This window comes from Streptomyces sp. C (assembly GCF_000158895.1).
Lineage (GTDB): Bacteria > Actinomycetota > Actinomycetes > Streptomycetales > Streptomycetaceae > Streptomyces > Streptomyces racemochromogenes.
In genome coordinates this window covers 5,032,820-5,059,494 of the sequence record NZ_GG657750.1, presented here as the reverse complement: position 1 = coordinate 5,059,494, position 26,675 = coordinate 5,032,820, and the positions used below count along the sequence as shown (strand labels likewise).

At 71.9% G+C, this 26,675-nt stretch carries 25 protein-coding genes and 1 pseudogene; 12 read left to right on the top strand and 14 right to left on the bottom strand.

Annotated elements, in window-relative coordinates; all coding sequences use genetic code 11:
• Positions 1–25 precede the first annotated feature (25 nt).
• Together SSNG_RS23010 and SSNG_RS23005 are read right to left on the bottom strand one after the other, a co-directional pair.
• Positions 26–1,150 carry an alpha/beta hydrolase-fold protein gene (locus SSNG_RS23010; protein WP_007266296.1) on the bottom strand — a complete coding sequence of 375 codons (1,125 nt, stop codon included), beginning with the start codon at positions 1,148–1,150 and terminating at the stop codon, positions 26–28.
• Positions 1,151–1,241: 91 nt separating this feature from the next.
• A complete protein-coding gene (locus SSNG_RS23005) occupies positions 1,242–1,679 on the bottom strand; it encodes a MarR family transcriptional regulator (protein WP_007266295.1) in 438 nt (145 codons plus the stop codon).
• 77 nt (positions 1,680–1,756) lie between these two features.
• Between SSNG_RS23005 and SSNG_RS23000 the strand changes: the two genes are divergently transcribed.
• Both SSNG_RS23000 and SSNG_RS22995 read left to right on the top strand, forming a co-directional pair.
• Positions 1,757–2,752: an SMP-30/gluconolactonase/LRE family protein gene (locus SSNG_RS23000; RefSeq protein WP_007266294.1), complete on the top strand. Its 996-nt coding sequence runs from the start codon at positions 1,757–1,759 to the stop codon at positions 2,750–2,752.
• 32 nt (positions 2,753–2,784) lie between these two features.
• Positions 2,785–3,366, top strand: a complete 582-nt coding sequence (locus SSNG_RS22995) for a Uma2 family endonuclease (RefSeq protein ID WP_007266293.1) — start codon at positions 2,785–2,787, stop codon at positions 3,364–3,366.
• A 44-nt stretch (positions 3,367–3,410) separates the two neighbouring features.
• On the opposite strand, the gene SSNG_RS22990 is transcribed toward SSNG_RS22995, so the two are convergent.
• Entirely contained in the window at positions 3,411–5,801 is a 2,391-nt protein-coding gene (locus SSNG_RS22990) for a molybdopterin cofactor-binding domain-containing protein (protein ID WP_007266292.1), read from the bottom strand.
• Between the two features lie 259 nt (positions 5,802–6,060).
• Between SSNG_RS22990 and SSNG_RS38700 the strand changes: the two are divergent.
• Positions 6,061–7,666 (top strand): annotated as a pseudogene (locus tag SSNG_RS38700) (PucR family transcriptional regulator).
• A gap of 38 nt (positions 7,667–7,704) precedes the next feature.
• Here SSNG_RS38700 and SSNG_RS22980 read toward each other — a convergent pair.
• The 4 genes from SSNG_RS22980 to SSNG_RS22965 are packed head-to-tail and all read right to left on the bottom strand — an operon-like array spanning position 7,705 to position 12,886.
• The gene (locus SSNG_RS22980) at positions 7,705–8,427 is read right to left on the bottom strand and encodes a sulfite exporter TauE/SafE family protein (RefSeq protein WP_007266290.1); all 723 of its coding nucleotides are present in this window, start codon (positions 8,425–8,427) and stop codon (positions 7,705–7,707) included.
• A 32-nt stretch (positions 8,428–8,459) separates the two neighbouring features.
• Positions 8,460–9,218, bottom strand: coding sequence for a fumarylacetoacetate hydrolase family protein (locus SSNG_RS22975; RefSeq protein WP_007266289.1), 759 nt, complete (start codon positions 9,216–9,218; stop codon positions 8,460–8,462).
• The gene (locus SSNG_RS22970; RefSeq protein WP_007266288.1) at positions 9,206–12,094 is read right to left on the bottom strand and encodes an FAD-binding and (Fe-S)-binding domain-containing protein; all 2,889 of its coding nucleotides are present in this window, start codon (positions 12,092–12,094) and stop codon (positions 9,206–9,208) included. The genes SSNG_RS22975 and SSNG_RS22970 overlap by 13 nt, the downstream gene beginning before the upstream one ends.
• 54 nt (positions 12,095–12,148) lie before the next feature.
• Entirely contained in the window at positions 12,149–12,886 is a 738-nt protein-coding gene (locus SSNG_RS22965; protein ID WP_128637104.1) for a 2OG-Fe dioxygenase family protein, read from the bottom strand.
• Between the two features lie 490 nt (positions 12,887–13,376).
• Between SSNG_RS22965 and SSNG_RS22960 the strand changes: the two genes are divergently transcribed.
• Positions 13,377–14,201 carry a hypothetical protein gene (locus SSNG_RS22960; RefSeq protein ID WP_050779707.1) on the top strand — a complete coding sequence of 275 codons (825 nt, stop codon included), beginning with the start codon at positions 13,377–13,379 and terminating at the stop codon, positions 14,199–14,201.
• Positions 14,202–14,461: 260 nt separating this feature from the next.
• Here SSNG_RS22960 and SSNG_RS22955 read toward each other — a convergent pair whose 3' ends face one another.
• From SSNG_RS22955 to SSNG_RS40135, 3 genes are all read right to left on the bottom strand, one after another.
• Positions 14,462–15,232, bottom strand: coding sequence for an alpha-ketoglutarate-dependent dioxygenase AlkB (locus SSNG_RS22955; RefSeq protein WP_007266285.1), 771 nt, complete (start codon positions 15,230–15,232; stop codon positions 14,462–14,464).
• On the bottom strand, positions 15,216–16,430 hold the full coding sequence (locus SSNG_RS22950; protein ID WP_007266284.1) for a hypothetical protein: 1,215 nt from the start codon (positions 16,428–16,430) through the stop codon (positions 15,216–15,218). Before SSNG_RS22950 ends, SSNG_RS22955 begins: the two co-directional genes overlap by 17 nt.
• A gap of 84 nt (positions 16,431–16,514) precedes the next feature.
• Positions 16,515–16,712, bottom strand: coding sequence for a Txe/YoeB family addiction module toxin (locus SSNG_RS40135; RefSeq protein ID WP_042801689.1), 198 nt, complete (start codon positions 16,710–16,712; stop codon positions 16,515–16,517).
• Between the two features lie 94 nt (positions 16,713–16,806).
• Between SSNG_RS40135 and SSNG_RS22940 the strand changes: the two genes are divergently transcribed.
• Positions 16,807–17,076, top strand: a complete 270-nt coding sequence (locus SSNG_RS22940) for a type II toxin-antitoxin system Phd/YefM family antitoxin (protein ID WP_007266282.1) — start codon at positions 16,807–16,809, stop codon at positions 17,074–17,076.
• The gene (locus SSNG_RS22935) at positions 17,069–17,332 is read left to right on the top strand and encodes a type II toxin-antitoxin system RelE/ParE family toxin (RefSeq protein WP_007266281.1); all 264 of its coding nucleotides are present in this window, start codon (positions 17,069–17,071) and stop codon (positions 17,330–17,332) included. The genes SSNG_RS22940 and SSNG_RS22935 overlap by 8 nt, the downstream gene beginning before the upstream one ends.
• A 133-nt stretch (positions 17,333–17,465) precedes the next feature.
• On the opposite strand, the gene ychF is transcribed toward SSNG_RS22935, so the two are convergent.
• The gene (ychF, locus tag SSNG_RS22930) at positions 17,466–18,554 is read right to left on the bottom strand and encodes a redox-regulated ATPase YchF (protein ID WP_007266280.1); all 1,089 of its coding nucleotides are present in this window, start codon (positions 18,552–18,554) and stop codon (positions 17,466–17,468) included.
• 150 nt (positions 18,555–18,704) lie between these two features.
• Here ychF and SSNG_RS22925 point away from each other — a divergent pair, with 150 nt between their 5' ends.
• Complete coding sequence (locus SSNG_RS22925; RefSeq protein WP_050779706.1) at positions 18,705–19,196, top strand: DUF6542 domain-containing protein; 492 nt, start codon at positions 18,705–18,707, stop codon at positions 19,194–19,196.
• Position 19,197: 1 nt separating this feature from the next.
• Here SSNG_RS22925 and ppgK read toward each other — a convergent pair whose 3' ends face one another.
• Positions 19,198–19,947, bottom strand: a complete 750-nt coding sequence (gene ppgK / locus SSNG_RS22920; protein ID WP_007266278.1) for a polyphosphate--glucose phosphotransferase — start codon at positions 19,945–19,947, stop codon at positions 19,198–19,200.
• Between the two features lie 19 nt (positions 19,948–19,966).
• On the bottom strand, positions 19,967–20,971 hold the full coding sequence (locus tag SSNG_RS22915; protein WP_007266277.1) for a 4-hydroxy-3-methylbut-2-enyl diphosphate reductase: 1,005 nt from the start codon (positions 20,969–20,971) through the stop codon (positions 19,967–19,969).
• A gap of 86 nt (positions 20,972–21,057) precedes the next feature.
• On the opposite strand from SSNG_RS22915, the gene SSNG_RS22910 reads away from it, so the two are divergent.
• From SSNG_RS22910 to SSNG_RS22895, 4 genes are all read left to right on the top strand, one after another.
• A complete protein-coding gene (locus tag SSNG_RS22910) occupies positions 21,058–22,437 on the top strand; it encodes an APC family permease (RefSeq protein ID WP_007266276.1) in 1,380 nt (459 codons plus the stop codon).
• A 33-nt stretch (positions 22,438–22,470) separates the two neighbouring features.
• Positions 22,471–23,790 carry an exodeoxyribonuclease VII large subunit gene (xseA, locus tag SSNG_RS22905; protein WP_007266275.1) on the top strand — a complete coding sequence of 440 codons (1,320 nt, stop codon included), beginning with the start codon at positions 22,471–22,473 and terminating at the stop codon, positions 23,788–23,790.
• Between the two features lie 37 nt (positions 23,791–23,827).
• Complete coding sequence (locus SSNG_RS22900; protein WP_042801687.1) at positions 23,828–24,067, top strand: exodeoxyribonuclease VII small subunit; 240 nt, start codon at positions 23,828–23,830, stop codon at positions 24,065–24,067.
• Between the two features lie 97 nt (positions 24,068–24,164).
• The gene (locus SSNG_RS22895) at positions 24,165–24,755 is read left to right on the top strand and encodes a malonic semialdehyde reductase (protein WP_007266273.1); all 591 of its coding nucleotides are present in this window, start codon (positions 24,165–24,167) and stop codon (positions 24,753–24,755) included.
• A gap of 133 nt (positions 24,756–24,888) precedes the next feature.
• Here SSNG_RS22895 and SSNG_RS22890 read toward each other — a convergent pair whose 3' ends face one another.
• Positions 24,889–25,416 (bottom strand): DUF4245 domain-containing protein, encoded by a 528-nt coding sequence (locus SSNG_RS22890; protein ID WP_206731402.1) that lies wholly within the window; start codon positions 25,414–25,416, stop codon positions 24,889–24,891.
• A gap of 183 nt (positions 25,417–25,599) precedes the next feature.
• Between SSNG_RS22890 and glpX the strand changes: the two genes are divergently transcribed.
• Positions 25,600–26,631: a class II fructose-bisphosphatase gene (glpX, locus tag SSNG_RS22885; protein WP_007266271.1), complete on the top strand. Its 1,032-nt coding sequence runs from the start codon at positions 25,600–25,602 to the stop codon at positions 26,629–26,631.
• The last annotated feature ends 44 nt before the right edge of the window (positions 26,632–26,675 follow it).

The window sequence follows — 26,675 nt, the reverse complement described above, 5'->3', positions numbered from 1 at the left end:
CGCGGCCGGGCGCGGCGGGGCGCGGTCAGCCGGCCTCGGGCCTGGGGCCCTTCAGCACCTTGCTGATCCACTCCAGCGAGCCCTCCTTCATGCCGCGCACGTAGTGCCAGCCGTTGTGCTCGCCGTTCTGGATGTCGCGGATGGTCGTCTTGACCGGGCCCTTGCCGTACTGCTGCACGAACTTCACCATCCGGTCCTTGCCGGACTCCTTCGTGCCGACCTGGAAGTTGATGTAGACGTCAGGGCCGCCGCCGGCGATCAGCTTCTCGGCGAGCTTCTCCGGGTTGTTGGCGTCCATCTCCGCCTGGTGGCCCTTCCAGAGCGGGGAGTCTGGGGTGATCTCGCCGCCGCTGGCGATCACGGCCTTGAACTTGTCCGGGTGCTGGAGGAGCGTCTTCATGCCGACGAAGGCGCCCGAGGAGGAGCCCATGAAGGCCCAGCCGTCGCGGGACCGGTACGTGCGGAAGTTGGCGCGGACGAAGTCCGGGACGTCCTCGGCCATCCAGGTGCCCATCTTGGGCTGCCCGGGTATGTCGGCACCGTCGTAGTAGTACTTGTCGTCCGGGTTGAGTACGGGCATGACCAGGACGAAGGGCAGGCTGGTACCGGCCCGGACGCCCTCGGACACGGCCTTCTGGAGGCCTAGGCTGCGGTCGGCCCAGTAGTTGGTGGGGTAGCCGTTGCCGCCGGGGAGGGCGATGAGGACCGGGAAGGCGCTCTTGGCGTACTTCGGGTCCTCGTACTCCTTGGGGGTCCAGACCCAGACGTCGCCCTCGAACCCGGACTTGGCTCCGGCCACGCGGGTCTTGGCTATCACCGTGCCGTCGTCGAGCCTGGCGGTCTGCCTGAAGTCGGACCTGGGGCCGGCCGGCAGCTGTACGTCCGGGTCGCCGGTGGGCGTGGGCGGGGCCGAGGCCTGCGGCTGCTTCGCTCCGGGGGACGGGGTGCCGGCGGCGGACGGGCCGGGCCCGCCGAGGCGGGCGGCGCCGTCGCCGGAGGACCGCTCCTGCTCCGGGGCGGCGCAGCCGGCCCCGCCCAGGAGCAGCGCGCAGGCGACGCCCGCGCCGGTCCACCTCGCGCGCCGGTACCTCCTGCGGCCCTGCCCCGGCAAGGGCTGACGGCCGGACGACTGCTGCGGGTACTCGTGCACGGTCTTCGCTCCGAACGGTCGGGCCTGCCCCGGGCGGGACAGTGCGGGTGGTACGTCCCCCTCCTGCTGACGCGCGGATCCCGCGTCCGGTTCACCTCAGGGTGTCGAGCACCTCGGCGCACCGTCCCAGCAGCTCGATGAGCTGCGTCCGCTCCTCGTCCGTGAGGGCGGCCGCGAGGGCGGTCTCGACGCGGACGGCGCCGGTGTCGGCCAGCTCCATCGCGGCGCGGCCCTCCGGGGTGAGCCGGGTCTCCAGCACGTTGCGGTGCCACTCGTGGGGGGTCCGCTCGATGAGGCCGCGCTCGTGGAGGTTCTTCAGGACGGTGTTCATGGTGGGCGGCGTGACCCCGCAGAGCCGGGCGAGGGCGGCCGCCGAGATGCCCGGCTTCTCGGCGAGCCAGAGCAGGGCGGCGTACTGCGGAACCGTTACTGCCGCCGGCTTGCACGCGGCGTTCTTCGCCGCGAGGAGCGCCTGCTCGGCGCGCTTGATGTGCGCGCCGATGCGTTCCTCGGGAGGCATGGAGGTCATTGCGGCATCCTACGACCCTTGCCAAGCATTAGAGCTCTAACTACTCTGCGGACACACCGATCAAGAAGGGTTCACCCATGCGCATGCCTTCTAACGCCCTCGTCACCGCGGCCGCCGTCGCCCTCGCCGCGGCCCTGACCACCGCCGCCGCCCCCTCGTCCGCCGCCTCCTCGTCCGCCGCCTCCTCCTCGGTCGGGACGGCGTTCACCCTCCCCGGCTCGAAGGTCTACCCCGAGGGCATAGCCTCCGACCCCCGCACCGGCACGGTGTACGTCGGCTCGTACGCGGACGGCACGGTCTACCGCGCCCGCCCGGGGGCCCGCACCGCCGAGGTGTTCCTCCCGTCCGGCACCGACGGCCGTCGCACGGCGAACGGGCTGCGCGTCGACGCGCGGGGCCGCCTGTGGGTCACGGACTCCACGGCCGGGGTGTCGGTGTACGACACGGCGACGGGCGCCCGCCTGGCGCACTTCGAGGTGGACCCCGCCACCCCGCACTTCATCAACGACCTGGCCATCACCCCGGACGGCACCGCCTACCTGACGGACAGCGTCCGCGCGGTGATCTACCGGGTCACCCCCGCGCAGCTGCGCGCCGGCTCCGGCCCCCTGACCGTGGCGTACGACCTGAGCCGGCAGGTCACCCCGCCGCCGCCCGGCCACTTCACGCTCAACGGCATCACCGCCGACCGGGACGGCCGCTACCTGCTGACGGTCGACATGACCGCGGGCGAACTCCACCGCGTCGACCTGCGCACCGGCGCCCTGAGCCGGGTCGCCCTGACGGGCGGCGACCTCAAGGCCGCCGACGGCCTCCAGCTCTCCCCCACGGGCATCCTCCGCGCGGCCCACAACGTCACCAACACCCTGACCCGCTGGCAGCTCACCGCGGACGGCACCCGGGCCCGCCTGACCCGCACCCTCACGGACCCGTCCCTCCAGATGCCCACCACCCTGGCCCACACCCCGGGCCGCACCCTGGTGGTCCGCTCCCAGTTCGACAAGGACGGCCCCTTCACCCCCTCGACGGGCACCCCCACCACCTTCTCGGTGGCCGCGGTCCAAGGTCTGTGACAGCCGAGCCCGCGGGCCGCTACCGTGAAGCCATGACCGCACTGCCCGACTGGATGCGCCCGCCGCGCGCGGAAGGCTGGTTCGCGGAGGACCTCGACCGCCTCCCCGAGGCACCCCGCCACACCGAGCTGATCGACGGAGCCCTCGTCTTCATGATGTCGCCGCAGCGCTGGTGGCACGGCGAGGTCGTCACCGACCTCACGCTCGCCCTCAGGGCACAAGCCCCCGACGGTTTCAGGGTCGGACGGGAAATGACCATCCGCCTCGATGTCCGCAACCGTCCGGAGCCGGACCTCGTGGTCACCACGGCCCCGTACGACCCCGACCGCACCTGGTTCGCCCCGGAAGACGTGAAGCTCGTCGTCGAGGTCGTCTCGCCCGAATCCGCCCACCGGGACCGCACGGTGAAGCTCCGCAAGTACGCGGAGGCCGGCATCCCGCACTACTGGTGCATCGAGGACGAGGACGGGGCGGCCGTCGTCCACGTCTACGAGCTCGACGAGCCGACCGGCGCCTACGCGCCGGCCGGCATCTTCCGGAAAGCGCTCCAGCGCCCGGTGCCCTTCGAGATCGGCATCGACCTCGACAAGCTCACGCCGCCCCAGGGCGGTTGACCGGTGCCCGGGACGGCCGCTCGCGCCGTCCCGGGCCGCTCCGGTCAGAGCCCCGTCAGGTGCTCCGGGCGGATCGGGGTCTTGTCGAGCTCCAGGCCCGTCGCGTTGCGGATGGCCGCCAGGACCGCCGGGGTGGAGGAGAGGGTCGGGGCCTCGCCGATGCCGCGGACGCCGTACGGGGCCTCCGGGTCGGCCAGTTCGAGGTAGTCGACCGGGATCGTCGGGGTGTCGAGGATGGTCGGGAGCAGGTAGTCCGTGAAGGAGGGGTTGCGGACCTTCGCGGTCTTCGGGTCCACGATGATCTCCTCCATCACCGCCACGCCCAGCCCCTGCACGGTGCCGCCCTGGATCTGGCCGACGACGGACAGCGGGTTGAGGGCCTTGCCCACGTCCTGCGCGACGGCCAGCTCCACCACCTTGACCAGGCCGAGTTCGGTGTCCACCTCCACCACGGCCCGGTGCGCGGCGAAGGCGTACTGCACGTGGCCCTTGCCCTGGCCGGTGACCCGGTCGAAGGGCTCGGTGGGGAAGTGCCGCCACTCCGCCTCGATCTCGACGACCTCGTCCTCCAGGACGTCGGCGAGGGCCGCGAGGACCTCCCCGCCGGAGGTGACCACCTTGCCGCCCTCCAGCAGCAGCCCGTCGGACGCCCACGCCGGCTGCCGCGCGCCGAACTTGCGCCGGCCGATCTCCAGGACCTTCTCGCGGACGAGCTCGCAGGAGTTCTTCACCGACCCGCCGGTCATGTACGTCTGGCGGCCCGCGGAGGTCGAACCCGCCGAGCCCACCTGTGTGTCGGCGGGGTGGATGGTGACCTGCTGCACGCCGAGTTCGGTACGGGCGATCTGCGCGTGGATGGTGACACCGCCCTGGCCGACCTCCGCCATGGCCGTGTGCACCATCGCGACGGGCTCGCCGCCCACGACCTCCAGCCGCACCTTGGCCGTCGAGTAGTCGTCGAACCCCTCCGAGAAGGCGACGTTCTTGATGCCGACCGCGTAGCCGACGCCGCGGACGACGCCCTCGCCGTGCGTGGTGTTGGACAGGCCGCCCGGCAGCGCGCGCAGGTCGGCCGGGCCGCCGGCGGTCTCCCATTGGCGCTGGGGCGGCAGCGGGCGCTCCTTGACCATGCGCAGCAGTTCGGCGACCGGGGCGGGGTGGTGCACGACCTGGCCGGTGGGCATGACCGTGCCCTGTTCCATCGCGTTGAGCTGGCGGAACTTGACGGGGTCCATGCCCAGTTCGGCGGCGAGCTTGTCCATCTGGGCCTCGTACGCGAAGCAGGCCTGGACGGCGCCGAAGCCGCGCATCGCGCCGCAGGGCGGGTTGTTGGTGTAGAGGCCGACCGCCAGGATGTCGACGTCGTCGATGACGTACGGGCCGACCGAGAGGGACGCGGCGTTGCCGACGACCGAGGCCGTGGAAGAGGCGTACGCGCCGCCGTCGAGGACGATCTTGCAGCGCATGTGCGTCAGCTTGCCGTCGCGGGTGGCGCCGTGCTCGTAGTACAGCTTCGCCGGGTGGCGGTGGACGTGGCCGAAGAAGGACTCGAAGCGGTTGTAGACCATCTTGACCGGCTTGCCCGTGCGCAGCGCGAGCACGGAGGCGAGGATCTGCATGGAGATGTCCTCGCGGCCGCCGAACGCGCCGCCGACGCCGGCCATCGTCATGCGGACCTTCTCCTCGGGCAGGCCGAGGACGGGGGCGATCTGCTTGAGGTCCGAGTGCAGCCACTGGGTGGCGACGTACAGGTCGACGCCGCCGTCCTCGGAGGGCACGGCGAGGCCGGACTCGGGGCCGAGGAAGGCCTGGTCCTGCATGCCGAAGGTGTACTCGCCGGTGACGATGACGTCGGCCCGCGCGGCGGCCGCGGCGGCGTCGCCGCGGACGATCGGCTGGTGGTGGACGATGTTGGGGTGCGGGACGTGCGCGCTGTGGTGGTCGTCGCGGTTCTCGTGGACGAGCACGGCGTCCGGGGCGGTCGCGGAGGCCTCGTCGGTGACGAGCGGCAGCTCCCGGTACTCGATCTTGATCTTCGCGGCGGCGCGGCGGGCGGTCTCCGGGTGGTCGGCGGCGACCAGGGCGACCGGCTCGCCGTGGTGGCGGACCTTGCCGTGGGCGAGGACCGGGGTGTCCTGGAACTCCATGCCGTAGTACTTCACGGGGCTCGGGAGGTCGTCGTACGTCATGACCGCGTGGACGCCGGGCACGGCCAGGGCCCCGGCGACGTCGATGGAGACGATCTCGGCGTGCGCGACCGTGGACCGCAGGGTCTGGCCCCACAGCATGTCCTCGTGCCACATGTCCGAGGAGTACGCGAACTCGCCGGTCACCTTGAGAGTGCCGTCGGGGCGGAGCGTGGACTCGCCGATGCCGCCCCTGGTCCGGGAGCCCTGGGTGACGTTGGTGGGGATACCGCTGGTGGTGCCGGCCATGTTCGGACCGCCTCTCTCTGCGTGACGTGCCGTGCCGGTACCGCGACCCCCGTACGCGGTATCCGGCTCCGCGCGGCCGGAAACCGTCGGCCACGCGGAGCAGTACACACAGCGGGCCGGGGGGCGGGGCAGTCACCGATCGCTCAGAACCGCCCGCTCCGCCGCCTGTGGAGGACCGTGTGTTCACACCGCGGCACGCCTGTGATCTGTGGTGATCCGTACACGGGAAGATGCGCGGCAGCATGGGAGGCTCATGATCATGCGGCTGCGTGAACTCCTGGACACCGACGAGCTGGGCCTGCTGCTGCTCGTGGGCGCGGACGCCGGCGACGCGGTGCTCGACCGCGCCGTCCGGGCCGTCCCGGTCATCGACCTGGCCGACCCCGGGCGGTTCCTCTCCGGCGGGGAACTCGTCCTCACCGGGCTGGCCTGGTGGCGGGCGGACGGGGACGCCGAGCCGTTCGTACGCGTCCTCGCGCGGGCGGGTGTCACGGCCCTGGCCGCCGGGGAGGTCGAGCACCGGCTCGTTCCGCACGACCTCGTACGGGCCTGCCGGCGGCACGGGCTGCCGCTCGTCGCGGTGCCGCCGGAGACCTCGTTCGCCGCGGTCACCGAACACGTGCTGCGCCACCTGCACCGCCGGGAGGTCGGCAGCCTCGCCGCCTTGGTCGAACGCCACCGGCGGCTCCTCGCCGACCGGGCCGCCCCCGATTCCGTGCTGGAGCTCCTGCGGCACAGCCTCGGCCTCCACGTGCGCGTCCTGTCCGCTACCGGGCGCCAGATCGCCGGGGCGCACCCGCCGCCGCACCCGCGGACGGCGGCGGCGCTGGCCGCGCGTTACCTCGCGGCGCGGCGGGCGGGCGAGCGGGCCCCGCACCGGGTCACGGTCGGGGAGCGCCCGTACTCCCTCCTGCCGGTGGCCGGCCCGCCCGGGCCGGCCACCGAGCTGGGCGACTGGCTGGTGGTGGTGGAGGCCGACGTCTCCCGGTGGCCCGCGGCGGACGCGGAGCTCCTGGACCGGGTCGGTGAACTGCTCGGCGACGCGCGGTGCGCGCACGAGGGGGCGAAGGCGGCCCTCCGGGACCTGGCCGGCCGCTCCCTGGAGCTGGTGCGCGACGACGTCCCGGCCGAGGAAGATCCCCCTACGGCTGCGCAGTACGGCGCAGTCCGTCGTCAGCGGGGTCGGCCACTGGCCGCGCTGCCAGTACGTGGTGGCCGACGGGGCGCCGGCCGGGGCCCTGCGCGTCCTCCTGGAGGAGGCCCTGGTCGAGCCGGACGGCCCGGCGCCGGTGTCACCGCTCGACATCGCCGCCACGGTCGAGGGCGAACGGGCGGTGCTCATGGTCCTGACGCCCGAGCCGGCGCCGGGCGTCGACTGCGCCGCCCTCCAGCGGCGGCTCGCCGCCGCCCTCGCCCGCTGGCTGGGCCCGGGCGAGGCGGTGTCCGTCGGTGTCAGCACTCCCGTGGGCGACCCCGGCGACGCCCGCCGTGCGCTGGACGAGGCCCACAACGCGCTGCGGGTCGCGCGGGACGCCCCGGACCGGGTGGCCGTGCGCGGCCCCGGCGACCTGACCGCGCACGTCCTCTCGCTGCTGCCCCTGATCCCGGCGGACGCCCGCCGGGCCTTCGCCGACCGCCACCTCGGGCCGCTCCGGGACCACGACCGCCTGCACCGGACGGACCTGCTGGGCACGCTGGAGGCGTTCCTCGACTGCGATGCGTCCTGGTCCCGGACCGCGGCCCGGCTCCACCTGCACGTGAACTCGCTGCGCCACCGCGTCGCCCGCATCGAGGAGCTGACCGGCACCGACCTGACCCGGCTGGAGACCAGGCTGGACTTCTTCGCCGCCCTGCGGGCGGTCTGAACCGGATACGGCGGCAGGGCACGTCGGGCGGTGGCCCGTCAGGCAGCGGCCACGCGCAGGACCACCGACAGGGAGCTGACGACCAGCAGGCCGAGGACGACCCGGCGGAAGCGCTCGGCGTTCAGGCGGTGGAAGACCTTCTCGCCGGCGAATATCCCGATGAACAGGGCCGGTACCCCGACGAGGAGCATCTGCCCGACGGTCGCGGTGAGCTGGCCGCTGATGCCGAAGCCGACGAGCGCGGCCAGGCTGGTGCCGGAGAACACCACGCCCAGGGTGGCCCGCTGGACGCGGGGCTCCAGCCGCATGCTCTGGAACGCGGCGACCATCGGTGGGCCGTCTATGCCGGTGGCGGCGAAGGAGGCTCCGGAGAACAGGCCCACGGCCATCACCATCTTCAGGCCGCCGCCCAGGGTGATCTTCCGCCACACGATGAACGTGCCCAGCAGGACCACCGCCGTGATGACGAACAGCAGCACCCGGGAGGAGAGCGTGGCCAGCAGCCATACCCCGAACGGCACGCCGGCCAGCCCGGACAGCAGGGTGGCCGTCATCAGGCGGCGGTCGACGTGACGCCAGTCGCGTACGGCTATCCACAGGCTGAGCGGGGCGGCCATGATCCCGGCCACCACCACCGCGCTCGCCGGGTCGATGAGCAGCGCCAGGGGCGGGACGGCCACCAGGGAGAAGCCGAAGCCCGCCGTGGTGCGTACGACGGAGGCGGCGGCCAGCACCAGGAAGGCGCCGAGGAGGATCAACATGGGGCAGGTGTCTCCAGGTCGGGCGGCGCGGTTCAGACGACGGGGTTGGTGAGCTCGCCGATCCCCTCGACGGAGACCGTGACCCGGTCGCCGCGCCGCAGCGGTCCGACACCCGCCGGGGTGCCGGTGAGTACCACGTCACCGGGGTGCAGGGTCATGGCCGAACTGATGTGGCTGATCAGGCGGTCGACGGGGTGCACCATACGGGAGCTGTTGCCGTCCTGGCGGACCTCTCCGTTGACCGTGGCCCGGACCGCGAGCGCGCGGGGGTCGAGTTCGGTCTCCACCCAGGGGCCGAGGGGGCAGAAGGTGTCCGAGCCCTTGGCCCGCCACCACTGCCGGTCCGGCCCCTGGAGGTCGCGGGCGGTGACGTCGTTGGCGCAGGTGTAGCCGAGGAGGTGGTCGGCCACCTCCTCCGGCTTCAGGTCGCGGCAGGTCTTGCCGATCACCGCGGCGAGCTCGGCCTCGTGGTGGAGCTCGTCGGTGTAGGAGGGCTTGACGACGGCCTCGCCGGGCCCGATGACGGCGCTGCCCGGCATCAGGAAGACGAGCGGCTCCTCGGGCACCTCGTTGCCGAGCTCCGCGGCGTGCTCGGCGTAGTTCCGGCCGATGGCGAGGACCTTCCCCGGGGTGACGGGGGCGAGCAGCCGCACCTCGGCGAGGGGGATGCGGGGCGCGTCCGCGGACACGTCCAGGGGGCCGAAGGGGCCGTTGACGAGCGGTACGACCTCGTCGTCGGCGAGGAGTCCGTAGCGGATCGTGCCCGCCTTCTCGAACCTTACGATGCGCATGATCCACTTCCGTTCTCGGAGTTCTTGCCGGGGGTGTTTCCGGGCAGGGCGCGCAGCAGCAGCTCCGCGAGGTGTTCGGGGCGGCGCGAGCCCTCCTGGGAGATCTGCGTACGGCAGGAGAAGCCGTCGGCCACCACGGCGGTGTCCGGCCCGGCGGCCCGCAGCTTCGGGTAGAGCTCGCGCTCGGCGGCGCCCTGGGAGACGTCCCAGTGCCCCGGTTCGTAGCCGAAGTTGCCGGCCATGCCGCAGCAGCCCGCGGAGACCACGTCGGCGGTGACGCCGAGCCGGCGCAGCACCTCGGCCTCCGGACCGTGGCCGTGGCCCGCCTCCTGGTGGCAGTGCGGCTGCATCACGGCGTCCTGGTCGAGCGTCCCGAACGGCCAGGGGCCCTCGTGCTCCGCGACCACTTCGGCGAGGGTGCGCACCTGCCGGGAGAGCCTGCGCACGACGGGCGAGTCGGGCAGCAGTTCGGCGGCCTCCTCGCGCAGGGTCTGCGTGCAGGAGGGTTCCAGCCCGATGACGGTCCGGCCCGCTTCGAGGTGCTCGCGCAGGGCGCCCACCGAGCGGCCGAGGACGGCCCGGGCGGCGCCGAGCTGGCCGGTGGAGTGCCAGGTCAGGCCGCAGCAGACGGGGCCGTCGGGCAGGACGACCTCGTATCCCATGGCTTCCAGGACCCGGGTGGCGGCCTGGGCTCCGCGGGGGTCGAGGAGGTTGCTGAAGGTGTCGGGCCACAGGACGACGGTGCCGGCGCCGCCCTGCTCGGCGGCGGCGGCGTCGGGGGCGGGTGCGGGGGCGGGGGCCGGCTTGCGGTAGTGGAACCACTGCCTGAAGGTCTGGGACGGCAGTGCCACCAGGGGCCGGCGGCTCTCCAGCCCGGCCAGGGCGCTCAGCCGGGCGGCGACGGGCGCGCGCCGCGTCAGCCGGTTGAGCGTACGGGGGGCCACGGAGGCCAGCCGGGCGAGCACCGGAAGCCAGCCGAGGGTGTAGTGGGCGCGGGGCCTGAGCCGTCCCTCGTAGTGCTTGCTGAGGAACTCCGACTTGTACGCGGCCATGTCGACGTTGACCGAGCAGTCGCTCTTGCAGGCCTTGCAGGAAAAGCAGAGGTCGAGGGCTTCCAGGACCTCGGTGGAGCGGTAGCCGTCGGTGATCGTCTCGCCGCGCAGCATCTCGCTCAGTACCCGGGCGCGGCCGCGGGTGGAGTGCACCTCGTCGCGGGTGACCTGGTACGAGGGGCACATGTGGCCGGTGTCGTTGCGGCAGCTGCCGACGCCCGTGCAGCGGTGCACGGCGTTGGTGAGCGAGCCCTGGTCGGCGCCGAAGCGCTGGACCAGGGGCAGTTCGTTGCGGTCGCGGCCCGGTCCGGGGCGGATGTCGGCGTCGAAGGGTGCCGGGTCCACGATGATGCCGGGGTTGAGCAGGTTGCGCGGGTCCCAGATCTCCTTGAACGCGGCGAAGGCGCCCATGAGTTCGGGCGAGTACGTACGGGCCAGCAGCTCGGAGCGGGCGCGGCCGTCGCCGTGCTCGCCGGAGGCGCAGCCGCCGTGCGCGACGACGAGGTCGCCGGCGGCCGTGATGAACTCCCGGTAGGCGGCGATGCCCTGTTCGGTGCCGAGTTCCCAGTCGACGCGTACGTGCAGGCAGCCCTCGCCGAAGTGCCCGGTGATGGTGCCGGTCCGCTCGTGTTCCGCCATGAGGGCGTGCAGGTCCTTCAGGTATCCGGAGAGCCGTTCCGGCGGGACGGCGGAGTCCTCCCAGCCGGGCCAGGCCTGGCGGCCGTCGGCCATGCGGGTGGCGATGCCGGCGCCGTTGCGGCGGATGGACCAGATGGCGGCGGTCTGCTCGGCGTCGGCGGTGACGAAGCTGGTGGCCCCGGTCTCGCGGGCGAGGCGTTCGGCGTTGGCGATCGCGTCGGCCTCGCCGGTGCCCTCGATCTCGCAGTACAGCCAGGCCTCGCCGCGCGGGAGCAGGTCGATGCCGGGGGCGCGGCCGCCGCGCGAGCGCAGCGCCTCGACGAGGGGTGCGTCCAGCCCCTCGACGGTCAGCGCGCCGGCCTTGGCCAGCGAGGCGCCGCAGTCGGCGGCCGCGTAGACGTCGGGGAAGCCGAGGACGAGGAGCACCCGGGCGGCCGGCAGCGGGGTGAGGGCGATCTTCGCGCCGAGCAGGACTCCGCAGGTGCCCTCGGTGCCCACGAGCGAGCGGGCGACGTGGAAGCCCTTCTCGGGCAGCAGGGCGCCCAGCCCGTACCCGGACACCTGGCGGCCGAAGCGGCCGAGTTCGGTGCGCAGCGGTGCGAGGTGGTGGTCGCGCAGCCGCTTGAGACGGCGGTCGATGTCGGCGTCGCCGCTGGAGCCGTGGCCGGCGTGGATCCGGCGGCCGTCGGCGAGGAGCAGGTCGACCTCCTGGGTGATGTCGGCGGTGGTGCCCCAGGCCACCGAGTGGGCGCCGCAGGCGTGGTTGCCGATCATTCCGCCGATGGTGCAGCGGGAGTACGTGGAGGGGTCGGGTCCGACGGTGAGGCCGTGGGCGGCGGCCCGGTCCCGGAGGGTGCCGAGGACGACGCCGGGCTGGACGGTGGCGGTGCGGGCCTCCGGGTCGAGTTCGTCGATGCGGTTCATGTACCGGGAGAAGTCGAGGATCAGCCCGGTGCCGATGGAGTTTCCGGCGATGGAGGTGCCGCCGCCCCGGCAGGTGATGCCGACGCCGTGTTCGGTGGCGATGCCCACGGCGACGGCCACCTGCTCCTCGTCCCGGGGCTCCAGCACCGCGGTCGGCATGACGCGGTAGATCGAGGCGTCGGAGGTGTAGGCGGTTCGGGTCCGCACGTCGGTGCGGGCGGCGGGCAGCCGTGACTGGAGGTGCCTGGTGAAGTCGTTCATGGCGTCTTTCCCGGGTGGCGGGGCGGGGCGGCGGCGGTCGGGGGGTGCGGTCGGTCAGTCGGCGGAGCCGTCGGCCGGGAGCGGGAAGTAGTCGATCAGCAGCATGTCGCGGACGCCTTGGCGGACCCCGGAGGCCGGCTCGATGGCGGAGACTCCGTGGAAGACCCTGCGGTCGTCGATCACGATCGACTCGAACCGACGGAGCAGCGTGGTGCTGTGGAGGGGGCGGCGGTCGCGGTCGTACAGCTGCGACTCGCCCCCTTCGACGTCGGTGCGGCGCATCAGGACCTGCGCCACGTAGTGGTGGCCGTCCTCGTGCACGCCCTCGGGGGCCGGGAGGCCCTTGGCGTCGCGGGTCGCGGTGATGCGGATCTGGTGGACGCCGACCCCGGTGGTGGCCGGGTCCAGGTCGCCGGGCACCCGCTCGGCGAAGAACCGGATGAGGGTGTGCAGCACTCCGCCGGCGGCCACGTCGTCGGCCAGCGGGGGGAAGTGCCGGTCGACGCCGCCGTGCAGGGAGTTCACCTCGGCGGACTGGTGGAAGGCCCGCGGCGGGTCCTGCACGAGTTCCCCGCCGGAGAAGTGGAAGAGGCCGTGACGGCGGCGGCGGTAGTCCGCGCCGTCCTTCATGTAGGCGTCGACGGGCATTTCCTCCCAGGACTCCAGGAAGAGCTTGATCTCGCTCGCCGTGTGGACGTCCAGGGCCTGCCCGAGCTCCTCGTCCGAGAAGTACCTGTACGGAGGATTGATATCAGCGGCCGAGCTCTGTGAACGTATTGCCTCGGTCGTCACCACGAACTCCCTTTATCGGTTGCTTCGACATTGCCGCGATGAATGCGACAGCACCGATGCTGACCGGAGGGGAAGCACCCGGACAAGTCAGGAAACCGGTTCGGAAACCTGCACCGCAGGAACACGCGGAAAAATTGGAATCACACCCTCCGGCCGAATTCACATCCCACCCGAAGACGTGACCAAAGGCTCCAGTCTGCCCCGAGGCCGGCCGGATTCGAGGCAACTAGCCTGGGCGGGAGCGCCAGTTGCCAGCATGGGGGAACACCCGATGACGCCTACGTTCGGTACACCTCTCGAATCACTCCGATCCCAGGACATTCAGCTCTACCGAGAGCTGCTCGCACAGGATTCGGCGTCCCATCCGCCCGCGACTCCTGATTTCGCCGGCGGGGAACGGTCTCCCGAGGCCCGCGAGGATTCGCTGGAAAGACTCCTCTCCTCCGGCCTCGCGGTTCCGGACGACCGGAGCAGCAGCGGCTTCACTCCCGTGAATCCCGAGACGATCGGCAGCCACGTCGTGGCCGAGATCCTGGAGAACTCCGCCCGGTCGGCGATCAACCTGCTGCGACTCCGGGACGAATTGGGTCCGGTGGTCGCCGAATACCGGAACAGCCGGCTGCGGAACACCTACGGGTACGTGACGCACACCGACCACCCGAACATCAACGCCGCCATCCGGCTGGCGGCCCGGGAATGCCGCTTCGAGGTGCTCACCTCACAGCCCGGCGGGGGCAGGTCCGAAGCCGTCCTCAGCGAGTCGCTGCCCGCCACGCTGGAGATGCTGGACCGCGGGGTGCGGATGAAGACGATCTACCAGCACAACGCCCGGTCCAGCGCGGCAACGCGCAGGTTCGTGCACACCGTCCAGCAGCGCGGCGCCCGGGTGGCCACGCTGGACGAGAACTTCGACCGGCTGATCGTCTTCGACAGGACGGTGGCGTTCATCCCCGAGGACGACGAGGGCCGGGTGGCCGCGGAGATCCGCGCCCCGGCCGTGGTCTCGTTCCTCGTGGCCCTCTTCGAACGCTCGTGGACCAGGGCCGTCCCCTTCACCCCGCCCGGCCGCGACCGGGCCACGACCCGCATCACCGACGACCTGGAACGGGCCATCATGCGGCACATCGTCGCCGGTGACACCGACTCGGTGACCGCCGCGCGGCTCGGCATCAGCGTGCGCCGCTGCCAGGAGTACGTGGCGCGGATGTCCACGCGGCTGGGCAGCCGCAGCCGGGCCCAACTGGGCTACCTGATAGCCAAGTCGGCACTCCTCGACGACGCCCCGGAAGAGCCGGCCCCGGCCCGCTCCGCCTGAAGGGTGTCTCGGATCAGGCCGGCCTGGTGACGCCCCACCCGATGTCACTGGCCGACGGGGCGATCAGGACGGCGGCGGGAACGGGGACGACGGCGAAGCGGTACATGGTGCCCCTCATGGATGCCGGACCGGACTGCGCCGGACTGGACTGGACTGGACTGGACTGGACTGCCAACACCATGTTCACGCGGCACCCGTCACCCCTTCAACGTCTCGCGGGGGTGGTGAACCCGCACTGCGGGAACACGCAGGGGTACGTGTCAGACGGGCGGCAGCAGATCGCTCCCGCTGACGGTGTACGCCAGCGGCGGGTAGGCGAAGTCCGTCTCGTGGTTCTCGCGGCGCCGCATCCGGTAGAACTCCCGGCTCTGGTCCTCGTCGGCCGGCACGAGGCGCGCGCCCCCGGGGAGGTGGGCGTGTCCGTCGCGGAACCGGACGAGGGTCTTCGAGGTCCGGAAGGTCACGCCCAGCCACCGGTTGTCCCCCGCCGGGGCGGGCGCGTCCAGCACGATCCTGTGCCGGTACCGGCAGTTCGAGGCGACGGAGAACGCGACGACGCCGTTGTGGTCGAGGGGGATCTCGAACGTCTCGCCCCCGTCCCCCTTGGCTTCGAACATCAACTTCCTCGGCCGGCCCGCGTCGGGATCCCGGTAGCAGGAGTACAGGGCGATGAACGAACCGTCGGCCAGGTCGAGGGCCTGGTCGCTGTGGCCGCCCATGGTCCGGTAGGCGTCGGTGTAGTTCTCGATCAGGGCGTTGTTGAAGTCGGCCGGGAGCGCCAGGTGCTCCCGGATCCGCCGCGCCAGCCGCTCGTGCACCGGCCGGAAGCGCTGCGCCGGACTGCCGTAGCGGGTGGTGGTGCGTACGAGGGGCACCGCCCCCGACTCGTCGGGGGCGGTGAGCACGGCGCCCTGCCGGCCCTTGCCCACGTCCTCCCACCGGATCGAGGCGAGCAGCTCCGCGAAGAGGTCCTCCCCGGGCGGCAAGGCGAAGGCGACGATCCCGTCCGGGACCCTAGATCCGAGGGGCAACGTAGTCTCCCGCGTTCATGCTGAAGAGGAACCCGTCGCCGTAGTCGATGGCGGACGCGGTCCTGTTCTCCTCGGCGTACAGCCTCCGCAGCTCGTCCATGCCCTCGGGCGTGGGCGGCCCCAGCTCCACCGGCCCGCCGGGCTTCTTGAGGAACGTGGCGCCGTCCTTGTGGACGGCTTCGGCGCTCGAACAGCGCACCACGTACCCCAGCCGGGTCGGCAGCAGCCCGGCGTCCAGCGCCGAGGGCCGGATCTCGTGCGTGTACAGGCGGTTGGTGGACAGCGGCATGAAGAACACGGAGCCGGGATGGAGGGTCACGCTGAACTCCTCGACCAGTCCGGCCGCACCACCTCCTCCAGCCGGATCCTTGAGCCGGAACCGGAGCCGGGTCAGCCCGCTGACCCCCTTCACTCCCCGGTCGAACGGGTCCCCGTCCAGGGGCTCCAGCCGGTCCAGACCTTCGTAGAAGGTGCAGAAGGCCATGATGCCGCCGGCGGGCATGTCCTTGGTCTTGTCGGCGTGGGCCGAAATCCGGGCCTTGGACTGCTTGCGCCCTTCCACGGCAGGGGTGTTGCGGTAGATCTGCGCGAGTACGTGGTTCAGCGGCGCGTGGTCGCGGAACACGGTCGCGGCCTCGCGGTTCAGGGCGTCGACGATCTCCGTGTCGGTCGGGCCGAAGCCCTCGGTCGGCCCGGAGAGGTTCGTGGAGCAGCGCAGCAGCCGGAAGTGCAGCTCCTCGCCGTTCCGCGTGACGGGCGTCAGGTAGATCCCGCTGCGGTGGGCCGTTCCGGGCTTGGTGGACTCCGTCAGCGACTGGAACTCGTGCTCCGCACGGATCCGCCCGAAGTGGCCGTCCCCGGGCTCGAAGAACCGCGGGTAGTACACCCCGGCCCCGTGCACCCGAACGGGAACCCGCCCGAGCCCGACGGGGACCCAGGACCCTGCGCCGTCCCCGCGCTGGAACTCCCGCACGACGAACACCCGCTCCGCCCGCTCCAGTTGCCGGGCATCGACGGCAGCGAGGTCACCGCACAGGTAAACGGTCTTCCCGGCGAGGTCGAGCCCCCCGGCCGCGACCTCCTCGGCCGTGACCACGGCCCCGAAGAACCCCCCGACGGGATCACCGCCCCCCGGCGGCGCGACCAGAACGTTCCCCGCGTCCTCGATACGAGCCCCTGCCGCTCCTGTCGTGCTCATCAACGGTCCCCCCGCTCGCAGGCTCCGAGCCGATCACTGTACCTCCGTACGGCAGCGAAGCGAGTACGTCCGACACCGTCGCTCTCAATAGCGGTACCTGGCCGCGAGAACGACGATCTCCTTGTCGGTCACCAGGTAGACGAGGCGGTGCTCGTCGTCGATCCGCCGCGACCACGCGCCGGGCAGGTGGTACTTCAAGGGTTCCGGCTTGCCGCTCCGACCTGCGAAAACGCGGTTTTCGGAGTCCTCATCCAGCACTGATCCAGCACGGTGCGCGTTCATCCAGCACATCCAGCACACGCGACCGCGGCGAGGCGGCCTGCCCACCGCCACCGCCTCGTTGTGTACACATGGGACACTCGGTACCCTTGGGCGCATGACGCAGCCGCTGCCCATAGAGTCCATCCGCGACGTGCGCGCCCACCTGGCGGAGGTCGTGGAGCGCGCGGACCGCGACGACGTACCCACGGTGATCACGCGCCGCGGCAAGGAAGTCGCCGCCGTTGTCTCCATCGAGGTACTGCGCAAGTACCAGGAGTGGGAAGAGCGCGAAATCAATCGGATCATCGACGAGCGCATGGCCAACCCCGCGCCCGGCATCCCGATCGAGGACATCATGAGGGAGACGCTGGCGCGCAGTGAGTGAGTACCGAACCGTCTTCCGCCCCGAGGCGCAGGCCGAACTTCGGAAGATCCCTCGCGACATGGCGCTGCGCATCCTGGCCAGGCTGACCGAGCTGGAAAGCGATCCGCTCGGCTTCAACACCACCGCACTCGTGTCCCAGCCAGACCGCCGACGGCTACGGGTCGGCGACTACCGCGTCCTCTACACGATCGACAACGGGGAACTGGTGGTCTGGCTCGTTCACGTGGGACACCGGTCCACCGTCTACGACACCTGATTGCCGCTGACCACACGTCAGAATATCCAGCACCCATCCAGCACGGTGACGACGAAGGGGTCGGACTCGACAGAGCCCGACCCCTTCCGACTTGCGCGTTTGACTCAACGCCTAACGTGCAGTATGTGCACGACTACACATTGAAGCGGAACTCCACCACGTCGCCGTCCTGCATGACGTAGTCCTTGCCCTCCATGCGGGCCTTGCCCTTCGCGCGGGCCTCGGTGACCGAGCCGCACTCGACCAGGTCCGCGAAGGAGATGACCTCGGCCTTGATGAAGCCGCGCTGGAAGTCGGTGTGGATCACGCCGGCCGCCTCGGGGGCGGTGGCGCCCTGCTTGATGGTCCAGGCGCGGGTTTCCTTCGGGCCGGCCGTCAGGTACGTCTGGAGGCCCAGGGTGGCGAAGCCGACGCGGCCGAGGGTGGCGAGGCCGGGCTCGTCCTGGCCGACCGACTGGAGGAGCTCCAGGGCTTCCTCGTCGTCGAGCTCCGCGAGGTCCGCCTCCAGCTTCGCGTTCAGGAAGATCGCCTCGGCCGGGGCGACCAGGGCGGCCTGCTCCGCCTTGAAGGCCTCGTCCGTCAGCTCGTCCTCGTCCACGTTGAAGACGTAGAGGAACGGCTTGGTGGTGAGGAGGTGGAGCTCGTGGAGGAGGTCGCCCTGCTCCGTGCCCTTGGTGATGCCCTTGGAGAAGAGGGTGTCGCCGGCTTCGAGGATCTTCTTGGCCTCGACGACCGCCGCCAGGACCGCGACCTTCTCCTTCTGGAGACGGGACTCCTTCGTCAGGCGCGGCTCGGCCTTCTCGATGGACTGGAGGTCGGCGAGGATCAGCTCGGTGTTGATCGTCTCGATGTCGTCCTTGGGCGAGACCTTGCCGTCGACGTGGACGACGTTCTCGTCCTTGAAGGCGCGGATGACCTGGCAGATCGCGTCGGACTCGCGGATGTTCGCCAGGAACTTGTTGCCCAGGCCCTCGCCCTCCGAGGCGCCGCGCACGATGCCGGCGATGTCGACGAAGTCGACCGTGGCCGGGAGGACCTTCTGCGAGCCGAAGATGCCGGCCAGGACGCCCAGGCGCGGGTCCGGGACGCCGACGACGCCCACGTTCGGCTCGATGGTGGCGAACGGGTAGTTGGCCGCCAGCACGTCGTTCTTGGTCAGGGCGTTGAACAGGGTCGACTTGCCGACATTCGGCAGGCCGACGATTCCGATCGTGAGCGACACGTTGGCGACTTCCCGTAGCTGGAGGGGGCGGCGGCCCGGAGGTGGGCCACCCGACAGTTTACTTTCCGATGAGCGGGGGTGGACGTACGCGTGTCCGCGCCCGGATTCGGGGCCCTTCCCGCCTAGTTTGGTGGGGTGGAGCAATACAGGATGCGTTCGGTACGTCACCCCCAGGTGTCCGCCCGGGTGCCCGCCCGGGTGCCCGCCCAGTCGCGGCGCCCCGCCGCGCCCCGCCGGCTGCCCCGGCCCATGCTGACCGGGTTCGGCGCCGGGCTGTTCGCCTGCCTGGCGATGCTGCTGGTCGCGGGGGTCTGCCGGCTGCTCTTCGGCTCCTCGCTCTTCGCGTACGGGCTGCTCTTCCTGCCCGTTTCCGCCGCGGTCGGCGTGTGGGTGCGGCCGGCGGACCTGGTCACCGCGCCGATCTCGGCCCCCATCGCCTTCGCCGCCGGGGTGTGGCCCGTCTCGGGCGGCTCCGGCGGCTTCGGCGGGCAGCTGATGGGGGTGGTGTCCGCGCTGTCCCTGCACGCCGGGTGGCTCTACGCGGGCACGCTGGCCGCCGGGCTGATCGCGCTGGTGCGCCGGGCCGCCCTGAGCGGGCGCAAGCGGGCCGCCCGGCAGCAGCGTGCCAGGACGGCCTACTGAGCTACCGGGCCGCCCCGTCGCGCGCGGCCATCGCCGCGCCGACGATCCCCGCGTCGTTCTGGAGCTGCGCGGGGACGATCTCCGCCCGGATCCCCTTGATCAGCGGCAGGAACTTCTCCGGCTTGCGGCTGACGCCGCCGCCCAGGATGAACAGGTCCGGGGAGAAGAGCATCTCCACGTGGGCCAGGTACTTCTGCAGCCGGTGCGCCCAGCGCTCCCAGCTGAGGTCCCCGTCCTCCTTGGCCTTCACCGAGGCCCGCGTCTCCGCGTCGTGGCCCTTGAGCTCCAGGTGGCCCAGCTCCGTGTTCGGTACGAGCCGGCCGTCCTGGAAGAGCGCGCTGCCGATGCCCGTGCCCAGGGTGAGCAGGAGCACCGTGCCCGCCACCCCGCGCCCCGCCCCGTACGTCATCTCGGCGACGCCCGCCGCGTCGGCGTCGTTGAGGACCGTGACCGGCCTGCCGTCCAGCCGGGCGGAGAGCAGGGCCGCCGCGTCGAGGCCGATCCAGCCCGGGTCGACGTTGGCCGCCGTGCGGGTGACGCCCCCCGTGACCACGCCCGGGAAGGTGACCCCGACGGGACCGTCCCAGGAGAAGGCGCCGACCACCTCCGCGACGCACCCGGCCACCCCTTCGGGGGTGGCCGGGTGCGGGGTGAGTACCTTGTGGCGCTCCTGTGCCAGCTCGCCGCGGGCCAGGTCCACGGGAGCGCCCTTGATGCCGGAACCGCCGATGTCCACACCGAAGATCTGCATGGGCATACGGTACGAGGACTTACTTCTCGGCGACCAGTTCCGCGGCCTCGGCGCGCAGGTCGCGGCGCAGCTCCTTGGGCAGCGAGAAGGTGATGTGCTCCTCGGCGGTCTTGACGATCTCCACGTCCGCGTAGCCGCGCTGGGCGAGCCATTCGAGGACTTCCTCGACGAGGACCTCCGGGACCGAGGCGCCCGAGGTCAGGCCGACGGTGGTGACGCCGTCCAGCCAGGCCTCGTCGATCTCGCTGGCGAAGTCGACCAGGTGGGCGGCCTTCGCGCCGGCGTCGAGGGCGACCTCGACGAGGCGGATGGAGTTCGAGGAGTTCTTGGAGCCGACGACGATGACGAGGTCGGAGTCGGCGCCCATCACCTTGACGGCGGCCTGCCGGTTCGAGGTGGCGTAGCAGATGTCGTCGCTGGGCGGGGAGACGAGCAGCGGGAACTTCGTCTTCAGCGCGTCGACGGTCTCCATGGTCTCGTCGACCGAGAGGGTGGTCTGGGAGAGCCAGACGACCTTGGACTCGTCGCGGACCTCGACCTTGGCCACGTCGTCGGGTCCGTCGACGATGGTGATGTGGTCCGGGGCCTCGCCGGAGGTGCCGATGACCTCCTCGTGGCCCTCGTGGCCGATGAGGAGGATGTCGAAGTCCTCGTTGGCGTAGCGGACGGCTTCCTTGTGGACCTTGGTGACCAGCGGGCAGGTCGCGTCGATGGTCGCGAGCCGGCCGCGCGCCGCCTCCTCGTGCACCACCGGCGCCACGCCGTGCGCGGAGAACATCACGATGTTGCCCGGCGGGACCTCCTCCGTCTTCTCGACGAAGACGGCGCCCTTCTTCTGCAGCGTCTGGACCACGTACTTGTTGTGCACGATCTCGTGGCGGACGTAGACGGGAGCACCGTACTGCTCCAGGGCCTTCTCGACGGCGATCACGGCACGGTCCACGCCCGCGCAGTAACCGCGGGGGGCGGCGAGCAGGACGCGGCGGGCGGCGGGAGCAGGGGCGGCAGCAGTCATGTGCTCCATCGTACGGGGGTCTCCAGCAGGCCGGACGTCGCCCGTTCGGCACAGACTTGGTCGAACGTACGTACCGACCGTCCCCCGGAGGATCGATGGCTTCCGCTACGGATTCCAGCACGGCGGCCCCCGCGGCGCTGCGCCGGAGCCTGGGCTTCCGGGACCTGGTGGTCTACGGGCTGCTCTTCATCGCCCCCATGGCCCCGGTGGGGGTCTTCGGCACCCTCGACGCGAAGTCGCACGGAGCGGTGGCCCTCGTGTACGCCGTCGCGACCGTGGCGATGGCGTTCACGGCCTTCTCGTACGCGCAGATGGTGCGGGTGGCCCCGCAGGCCGGCTCGGTCTTCACCTACGCCCGCAAGGGGCTCGGCGAGGGGGCGGGGCTGATCGCGGGCTGGATGGCGATGCTCGACTACCTGCTGATCCCGGCGGTGGCGTACCTGTTCTCCGGGATCGCGATGCACGCGCTGGTCCCGGAGGTGTCGCGGTGGGTGTGGACGGCCCTGGCGGTGGTGGCCACCACGGCGCTGAACCTGTGGGGCGTACGGGCGGCCGCGCGGGTGGGCTTCGCCGTGCTGGCCATGGAGATCGCGGTGCTGCTGGTGTTCCTGGTGGCGGCGGTGACCGTGCTGGCCCGGGACGGGGCCCGGCGCGGCTGGCTGTCGCCGCTGACCGGGGACGGCCCGCTGGGCTTCTCGGCGGCGGCCGTGCTGGGCGCGGTGTCCGTGGCCGTCCTGTCGTACCTGGGCTTCGACGCCATCGCCTCCTTCGCGGAGGAGGTCACCGGGGGCAGTGCCCGGGTGGCCCGGGCGGTGCTGTTCTGCCTGGCGCTGACCGGGGTGCTGTTCGTCGCGCAGACCTACCTCGCGGCCCTGCTGTCCCCGGTGTCCTCGGCGGAGCTGGCGGCCGACCCGGGGCGGCAGGGGCCGGCCTTCTACGACGCGGTCGAGGCCTCGGTCGGGTCCTGGCTGCACGACCTGGTGGCGGTGAGCAAGGCGATCGGGGCGGCCTTCGCGGCGCTGGCCGGGCAGGCGGCGGCCGGGCGGCTGCTGTTCGCGATGGCCCGGGAGCGGCGGCTGCCGCGTGCGCTGGCGCGCACCTCGGGCGGCACCCCGCGGGCGGCGCTGCTGGTGGCGGCGGCGGTGACGCTGGTGGCGGCGGTGTGGGCGGCCCGCCGCGACGACGGCCTCGACCACCTGGTCTCCGTGGTGGACGTGGGGGCGCTGGTGGCGTTCACCCTGCTGCACGCGTCGGTGGTGGGGTGGTTCGTGGTCCGGCGGCGCGCGGGGGCGCCGGTGTGGTGGAAGCACCTGGTGGTGCCGGTGCTGGGGGCGGCGGTGACGGTGGCCGTGATCGTGGAGGCCTCGTGGACGGCGCAGCTGGTGGGGGCGGCGTGGCTGCTGGCGGGCCTGACGGTGCTCCTCGTACAGCGCGGGCGGGGTCCCGTGGGCGCCGACACCCGGCCCCGGGCCTGAGACGCTGTCAGCGGGGGCGGTTAGCCTGCCTGCATGGGTCTGAATACGTCGGCTGATGCGCCGCTGCCGGTCGGCCAGGTGTCCCGGCTCATCGGGGGCTGGATCGACCGCCTGGGCCAGGTGTGGGTGGAGGGGCAGATCACGCAGCTGTCCCGGCGGCCGGGGGCCGGGGTGGTGTTCCTGACGCTGCGCGACCCCTCGCACGACATCTCGGTCAGCGTGACCTGCTTCCGCCAGGTCTGGGACGAGGTCGCGGACGTGGTCTCCGAGGGCGCGCGGGTCGTCGTCCTGGCCAAGCCGGAGTGGTACGCCCCGCGCGGGCAGCTGTCCCTGCGGGTGACCGAGATCCGCCCGGTCGGGATCGGGGAGCTGCTGGCGCGCCTGGAGCGGCTGAAGCGGTCGCTGGCCGCCGAGGGGCTCTTCGCCCTGGACCGCAAGAAGCCGCTGCCGTTCCTGCCGCAGCTGATCGGCCTGGTGGTGGGGCGGGCCTCGGCGGCCGAGCGGGACGTACTGGAGAACGCCCGGCGGCGCTGGCCGGCGGTCCGCTTCGAGGTGCGCAACGTGGCGGTGCAGGGGGTGCACGCGGTGCCCCAGGTGGTGCAGGCGGTCAAGGAGCTGGACGCGCGGCCCGACGTGGACGTGATCATCGTGGCGCGGGGCGGCGGCAGCGTGGAGGACCTGCTGCCGTTCTCCGACGAGGAGGTCGTGCGGACGGTCGCGGCCGCCCGTACGCCGGTGGTGTCGGCGATCGGGCACGAGCCGGACTCCCCGCTGCTGGACCTGGTCGCGGACCTGCGGGCCTCCACGCCCACGGACGCGGCCAAGAAGGTGGTCCCGGACGTCGGTGAGGAGCTCCAGCGGGTGCGCCAGCTCCAGGAGCGGGGGCTGCGGGCGCTGCGCGGGCTGCTGGACCGGGAGGAGCGGGGCCTGGCGCACGCGCTGGCGCGCCCGGTGTTCGTGCACCCGCGGCGGATGGTGGAGGTACGGGAGGACGAGCTGGAGGCGCTGCTGGCCCGCAGCCGGCGCACGCTCGGGCACCTGCTGGACCGGGCCGACTCCGAGCTGGAGCACACCCTCGCCCGGGTCGTCGCCCTGTCGCCGGCGGCCACCCTGGAGCGCGGGTACGCGGTGCTCCAGCGGGCGGACGGGCACGTGGTGCGGGCGGCTTCGGAGGTCGCGGAGGGCGAGGCGCTGCGGGCCCGGGTGGCGGCGGGCGGGTTCACGGTGACGGTCGCCGGGACGGCTGTGCCGGCGGGGCCGTCGGCGGCTCCGCCGCAGGTCCCGGAGGCGGCGCTGGAAGGTGGCTCGACCGCCGGTCCAGGACCCCTCGAAAACCGACATATTCCACGCTAATCAGACGCATCACACACCTACGATGGGACCCAAGGAAATGACCGACACCGATACGGCGCTGGGGTACGAACAGGCACGGGACGAGCTCGTCGAGGTCGTCCGCAAGCTGGAGGCGGGCGGCACCTCCCTGGAGGAGTCCCTGGCCCTCTGGGAGCGCGGCGAGGAGCTGGCGAAGGTCTGCCGGCACTGGCTCGAAGGGGCCCGCGCCCGGCTGGACTCGGCACTGGCCGCCCGCGAGGCGGCCGCCGGGGGCGACGGGAACGGCCGCGAGGAGTGACCCGCACCCCCCACCCCCGCAAGTAGTTGAAATTTAATCTACTTTCGCCGTAGAGTCGGAGCCATCGCTTCACCACCGCATAGAAGAAGGCTTACCGATGTCTCTCGTGCTCGACGCCGCTGCCCAGGACCTGCTGTTCCGCGAGGCCCGCACCGCCAACTCGTTCTCCGACGAGCCGGTGACCGAGGAGCAGGTCCAGGCCATCTACGACCTCGTGAAGTTCGGCCCCACCGCCTTCAACCAGACCCCGCTGCGCATCACCCTCGTCCGCTCCGCCGAGGCCCGCGAGCGCCTCGTCAAGCACATGGAAGAGGGCAACAAGGCCAAGACGGCCGCCGCCCCGCTGGTCGCCATCCTCTCCGCGGACAACGAGTTCCACGAGGAGCTCCCCCAGCTGCTGCCGCACTTCCCGCAGGCCAAGGACGCCTTCTTCTCCGAGCGCCCGGTCCGCGAGCGGGCCGCCCTGCTGAACGGTGCCCTCCAGGCCGCGTACTTCATCATCGGCGTCCGCGCCGCCGGCCTGGCCGCCGGCCCGATGACCGGCGTGGACTTCGCCGGCGTGCAGAAGGAGTTCCTGGACGCCGACCACACCCCGCTGATGGTCGTCAACATCGGCAAGCCGGGCGAGAACGCCTGGTTCCCGCGCTCCCCGCGCCTGGACTTCGACCAGGTCATCACCACCGTCTGAGCCGCCCGCGCCGTCTGAGCACCGGCACGGACAGGAAGCACGACGCGACACGAGAGGCCGCCCGCCCCGGGATCCCGGGGCGGGCGGCCTCTCCTCGTCCTTCCGGCCGTGCGCCGCACGCGCGGCTCGGCCGCTACGGGGCCTGCTGCCCCTGCTTGAACTCCAGCGCCGCCGCCATCGCGCCGAGCCCCTCGAAGCCGGCCGTGCCCGTCACCACGGTCACGTAGCCCTGCTCCTGCCGCACGAGCGCGTCGTACTTCTCGCCGTCCCAGCGCTCCCAGGCCCGGTCGCCGACCTGCTGGGTCTGCCCGGTGGCCTTCGCCTGCTGGGTGAGCTTGGCCACGTTCTTGGCGGAGGCGTCGGTGGACTGCTCCACCGCCACGTACTGCTTCTCCGGGTCCTGGAAGCCGAGGTGCCAGGCGTTCGCGTTCTTGCGCTCGAAGGTGACCGAGGTGGCCCGCCACTGCTCCGGAAGGCCCACCGGGGCCGCCACCGGGTAGGGCGCGGCGCGCCGGGCCGTGATGGTCTCCACGCGGTAGTCCACCGTGCGCGTCGGGTCGGCATCCTCGTCATGGGGGACGAATATGTAGATGCCCGCCACGACCACGCCGATCACCGCCAGCGACCGGACCATGTCCCAGACCGTCTGCTTGCCTTTCATACCTGCCACGGCACCATCGTCCCGCATCGCCGTGGGCGATCAGCGGCCGGGGTGTCCGCTCAGCCGTACGACATCACCGATATACCGCTCATACGTGACCCGGTCTGCTCAATATGTCGATGAACCGATAGAGTTCCAGCACCCTCACATCCCGGCCGTCGTCGTACAGAAAGGTGCGCTCCGATGACCGAGCACAACCTGCCGCCCCAGCTCGAAGTCGCCCCCGACTCGCCTGACCGCAACCTCGCCCTGGAACTCGTACGGGTCACCGAGGCCGCGGCCCTCGCCGCGGGCCGGTGGGTCGGCCGTGGCGACAAGCTCGGCGCCGACGGCGCCGCGGTCAACGCGATGCGCACCCTGATCTCCACCGTCTCGATGAACGGCGTCGTCGTCATCGGCGAGGGCGAGAAGGACGAAGCCCCGATGCTCTTCAACGGCGAGCGCGTCGGCGACGGCACCGGTGCCGAGGTCGACATCGCCGTCGACCCGATCGACGGCACCACGCTCAACGCCAAGGGCATGCCCAACGCCATCGCCGTCCTGGCCGCCGCCGACCGCGGCACCATGTTCGACCCGTCTGCGGTCTTCTACATGGACAAGCTGGTCACCGGCCCCGAGGCCGCCGACTTCGTCGACATCAACGCCCCCGTCTCGGTGAACATCCGCCGCGTCGCCAAGGCCAAGAACATCGCCCCCGAGGACGTCACGGTCGTCATCCTGGACCGCCCCCGCCACGAGGGCATCGTCAAGGAGATCCGCGAGACCGGCGCCCGGATCAAGTTCATCTCCGACGGCGACGTCGCCGGCTCGGTCATGGCCGTCCGCGAGGGCACCGGCGTCGACCTGCTGATGGGCATCGGCGGCACCCCCGAGGGCATCATCTCCGCCTGCGCCATAAAGTGCCTCGGCGGCGTCATCCAGGGCAAGCTGTGGCCCAAGGACGAGGCCGAGCGCCAGAAGGCCATCGACGCCGGCCACGACCTGGACCGCGTGCTGACCACGAACGACCTGGTGTCCGGCGAGAACGTCTTCTTCGTCGCCACCGGCATCACGGACGGCGAGCTGCTGCGCGGCGTCCACTACCGCTCGGAGACCGCGACCACGTCCTCGCTGGTCATGCGCTCGAAGTCGGGCACGATCCGGCAGATCGACTCCACGCACCGCCTGTCGAAGCTGCGCGCCTACAGCGACGTCGACTTCGACCGCGCCCGCTAGGGGGTGGCCGGTCACGGCACGACGAAGGGGCGGCCCCTGTGCGG

What these genes read in the sequence shown, in the direction of transcription:
- SSNG_RS23005 (WP_007266295.1), bottom strand. Translation starts at nt 1,679, where the DNA reads ATGACCTCCATGCCTCCCGAGGAACGCATCGGCGCGCACATCAAGCGC.
- SSNG_RS23000 (WP_007266294.1), top strand. Translation starts at nt 1,757, where the DNA reads ATGCGCATGCCTTCTAACGCCCTCGTCACCGCGGCCGCCGTCGCCCTC.
- SSNG_RS22995 (WP_007266293.1), top strand. Translation starts at nt 2,785, where the DNA reads ATGACCGCACTGCCCGACTGGATGCGCCCGCCGCGCGCGGAAGGCTGG.
- SSNG_RS22990 (WP_007266292.1), bottom strand. Translation starts at nt 5,801, where the DNA reads ATGGCCGGCACCACCAGCGGTATCCCCACCAACGTCACCCAGGGCTCC.
- SSNG_RS22980 (WP_007266290.1), bottom strand. Translation starts at nt 8,427, where the DNA reads ATGTTGATCCTCCTCGGCGCCTTCCTGGTGCTGGCCGCCGCCTCCGTC.
- SSNG_RS22975 (WP_007266289.1), bottom strand. Translation starts at nt 9,218, where the DNA reads ATGCGCATCGTAAGGTTCGAGAAGGCGGGCACGATCCGCTACGGACTC.
- SSNG_RS22970 (WP_007266288.1), bottom strand. Translation starts at nt 12,094, where the DNA reads ATGAACGACTTCACCAGGCACCTCCAGTCACGGCTGCCCGCCGCCCGC.
- SSNG_RS22950 (WP_007266284.1), bottom strand. Translation starts at nt 16,430, where the DNA reads ATGAGCACGACAGGAGCGGCAGGGGCTCGTATCGAGGACGCGGGGAAC.
- SSNG_RS40135 (WP_042801689.1), bottom strand. Translation starts at nt 16,712, where the DNA reads ATGAACGCGCACCGTGCTGGATCAGTGCTGGATGAGGACTCCGAAAAC.
- SSNG_RS22940 (WP_007266282.1), top strand. Translation starts at nt 16,807, where the DNA reads ATGACGCAGCCGCTGCCCATAGAGTCCATCCGCGACGTGCGCGCCCAC.
- SSNG_RS22925 (WP_050779706.1), top strand. Translation starts at nt 18,705, where the DNA reads ATGCGTTCGGTACGTCACCCCCAGGTGTCCGCCCGGGTGCCCGCCCGG.
- ppgK (WP_007266278.1), bottom strand. Translation starts at nt 19,947, where the DNA reads ATGCAGATCTTCGGTGTGGACATCGGCGGTTCCGGCATCAAGGGCGCT.
- SSNG_RS22915 (WP_007266277.1), bottom strand. Translation starts at nt 20,971, where the DNA reads ATGGAGCACATGACTGCTGCCGCCCCTGCTCCCGCCGCCCGCCGCGTC.
- SSNG_RS22910 (WP_007266276.1), top strand. Translation starts at nt 21,058, where the DNA reads ATGGCTTCCGCTACGGATTCCAGCACGGCGGCCCCCGCGGCGCTGCGC.
- xseA (WP_007266275.1), top strand. Translation starts at nt 22,471, where the DNA reads ATGGGTCTGAATACGTCGGCTGATGCGCCGCTGCCGGTCGGCCAGGTG.
- SSNG_RS22900 (WP_042801687.1), top strand. Translation starts at nt 23,828, where the DNA reads ATGACCGACACCGATACGGCGCTGGGGTACGAACAGGCACGGGACGAG.
- SSNG_RS22895 (WP_007266273.1), top strand. Translation starts at nt 24,165, where the DNA reads ATGTCTCTCGTGCTCGACGCCGCTGCCCAGGACCTGCTGTTCCGCGAG.
- SSNG_RS22890 (WP_206731402.1), bottom strand. Translation starts at nt 25,416, where the DNA reads ATGAAAGGCAAGCAGACGGTCTGGGACATGGTCCGGTCGCTGGCGGTG.
- glpX (WP_007266271.1), top strand. Translation starts at nt 25,600, where the DNA reads ATGACCGAGCACAACCTGCCGCCCCAGCTCGAAGTCGCCCCCGACTCG.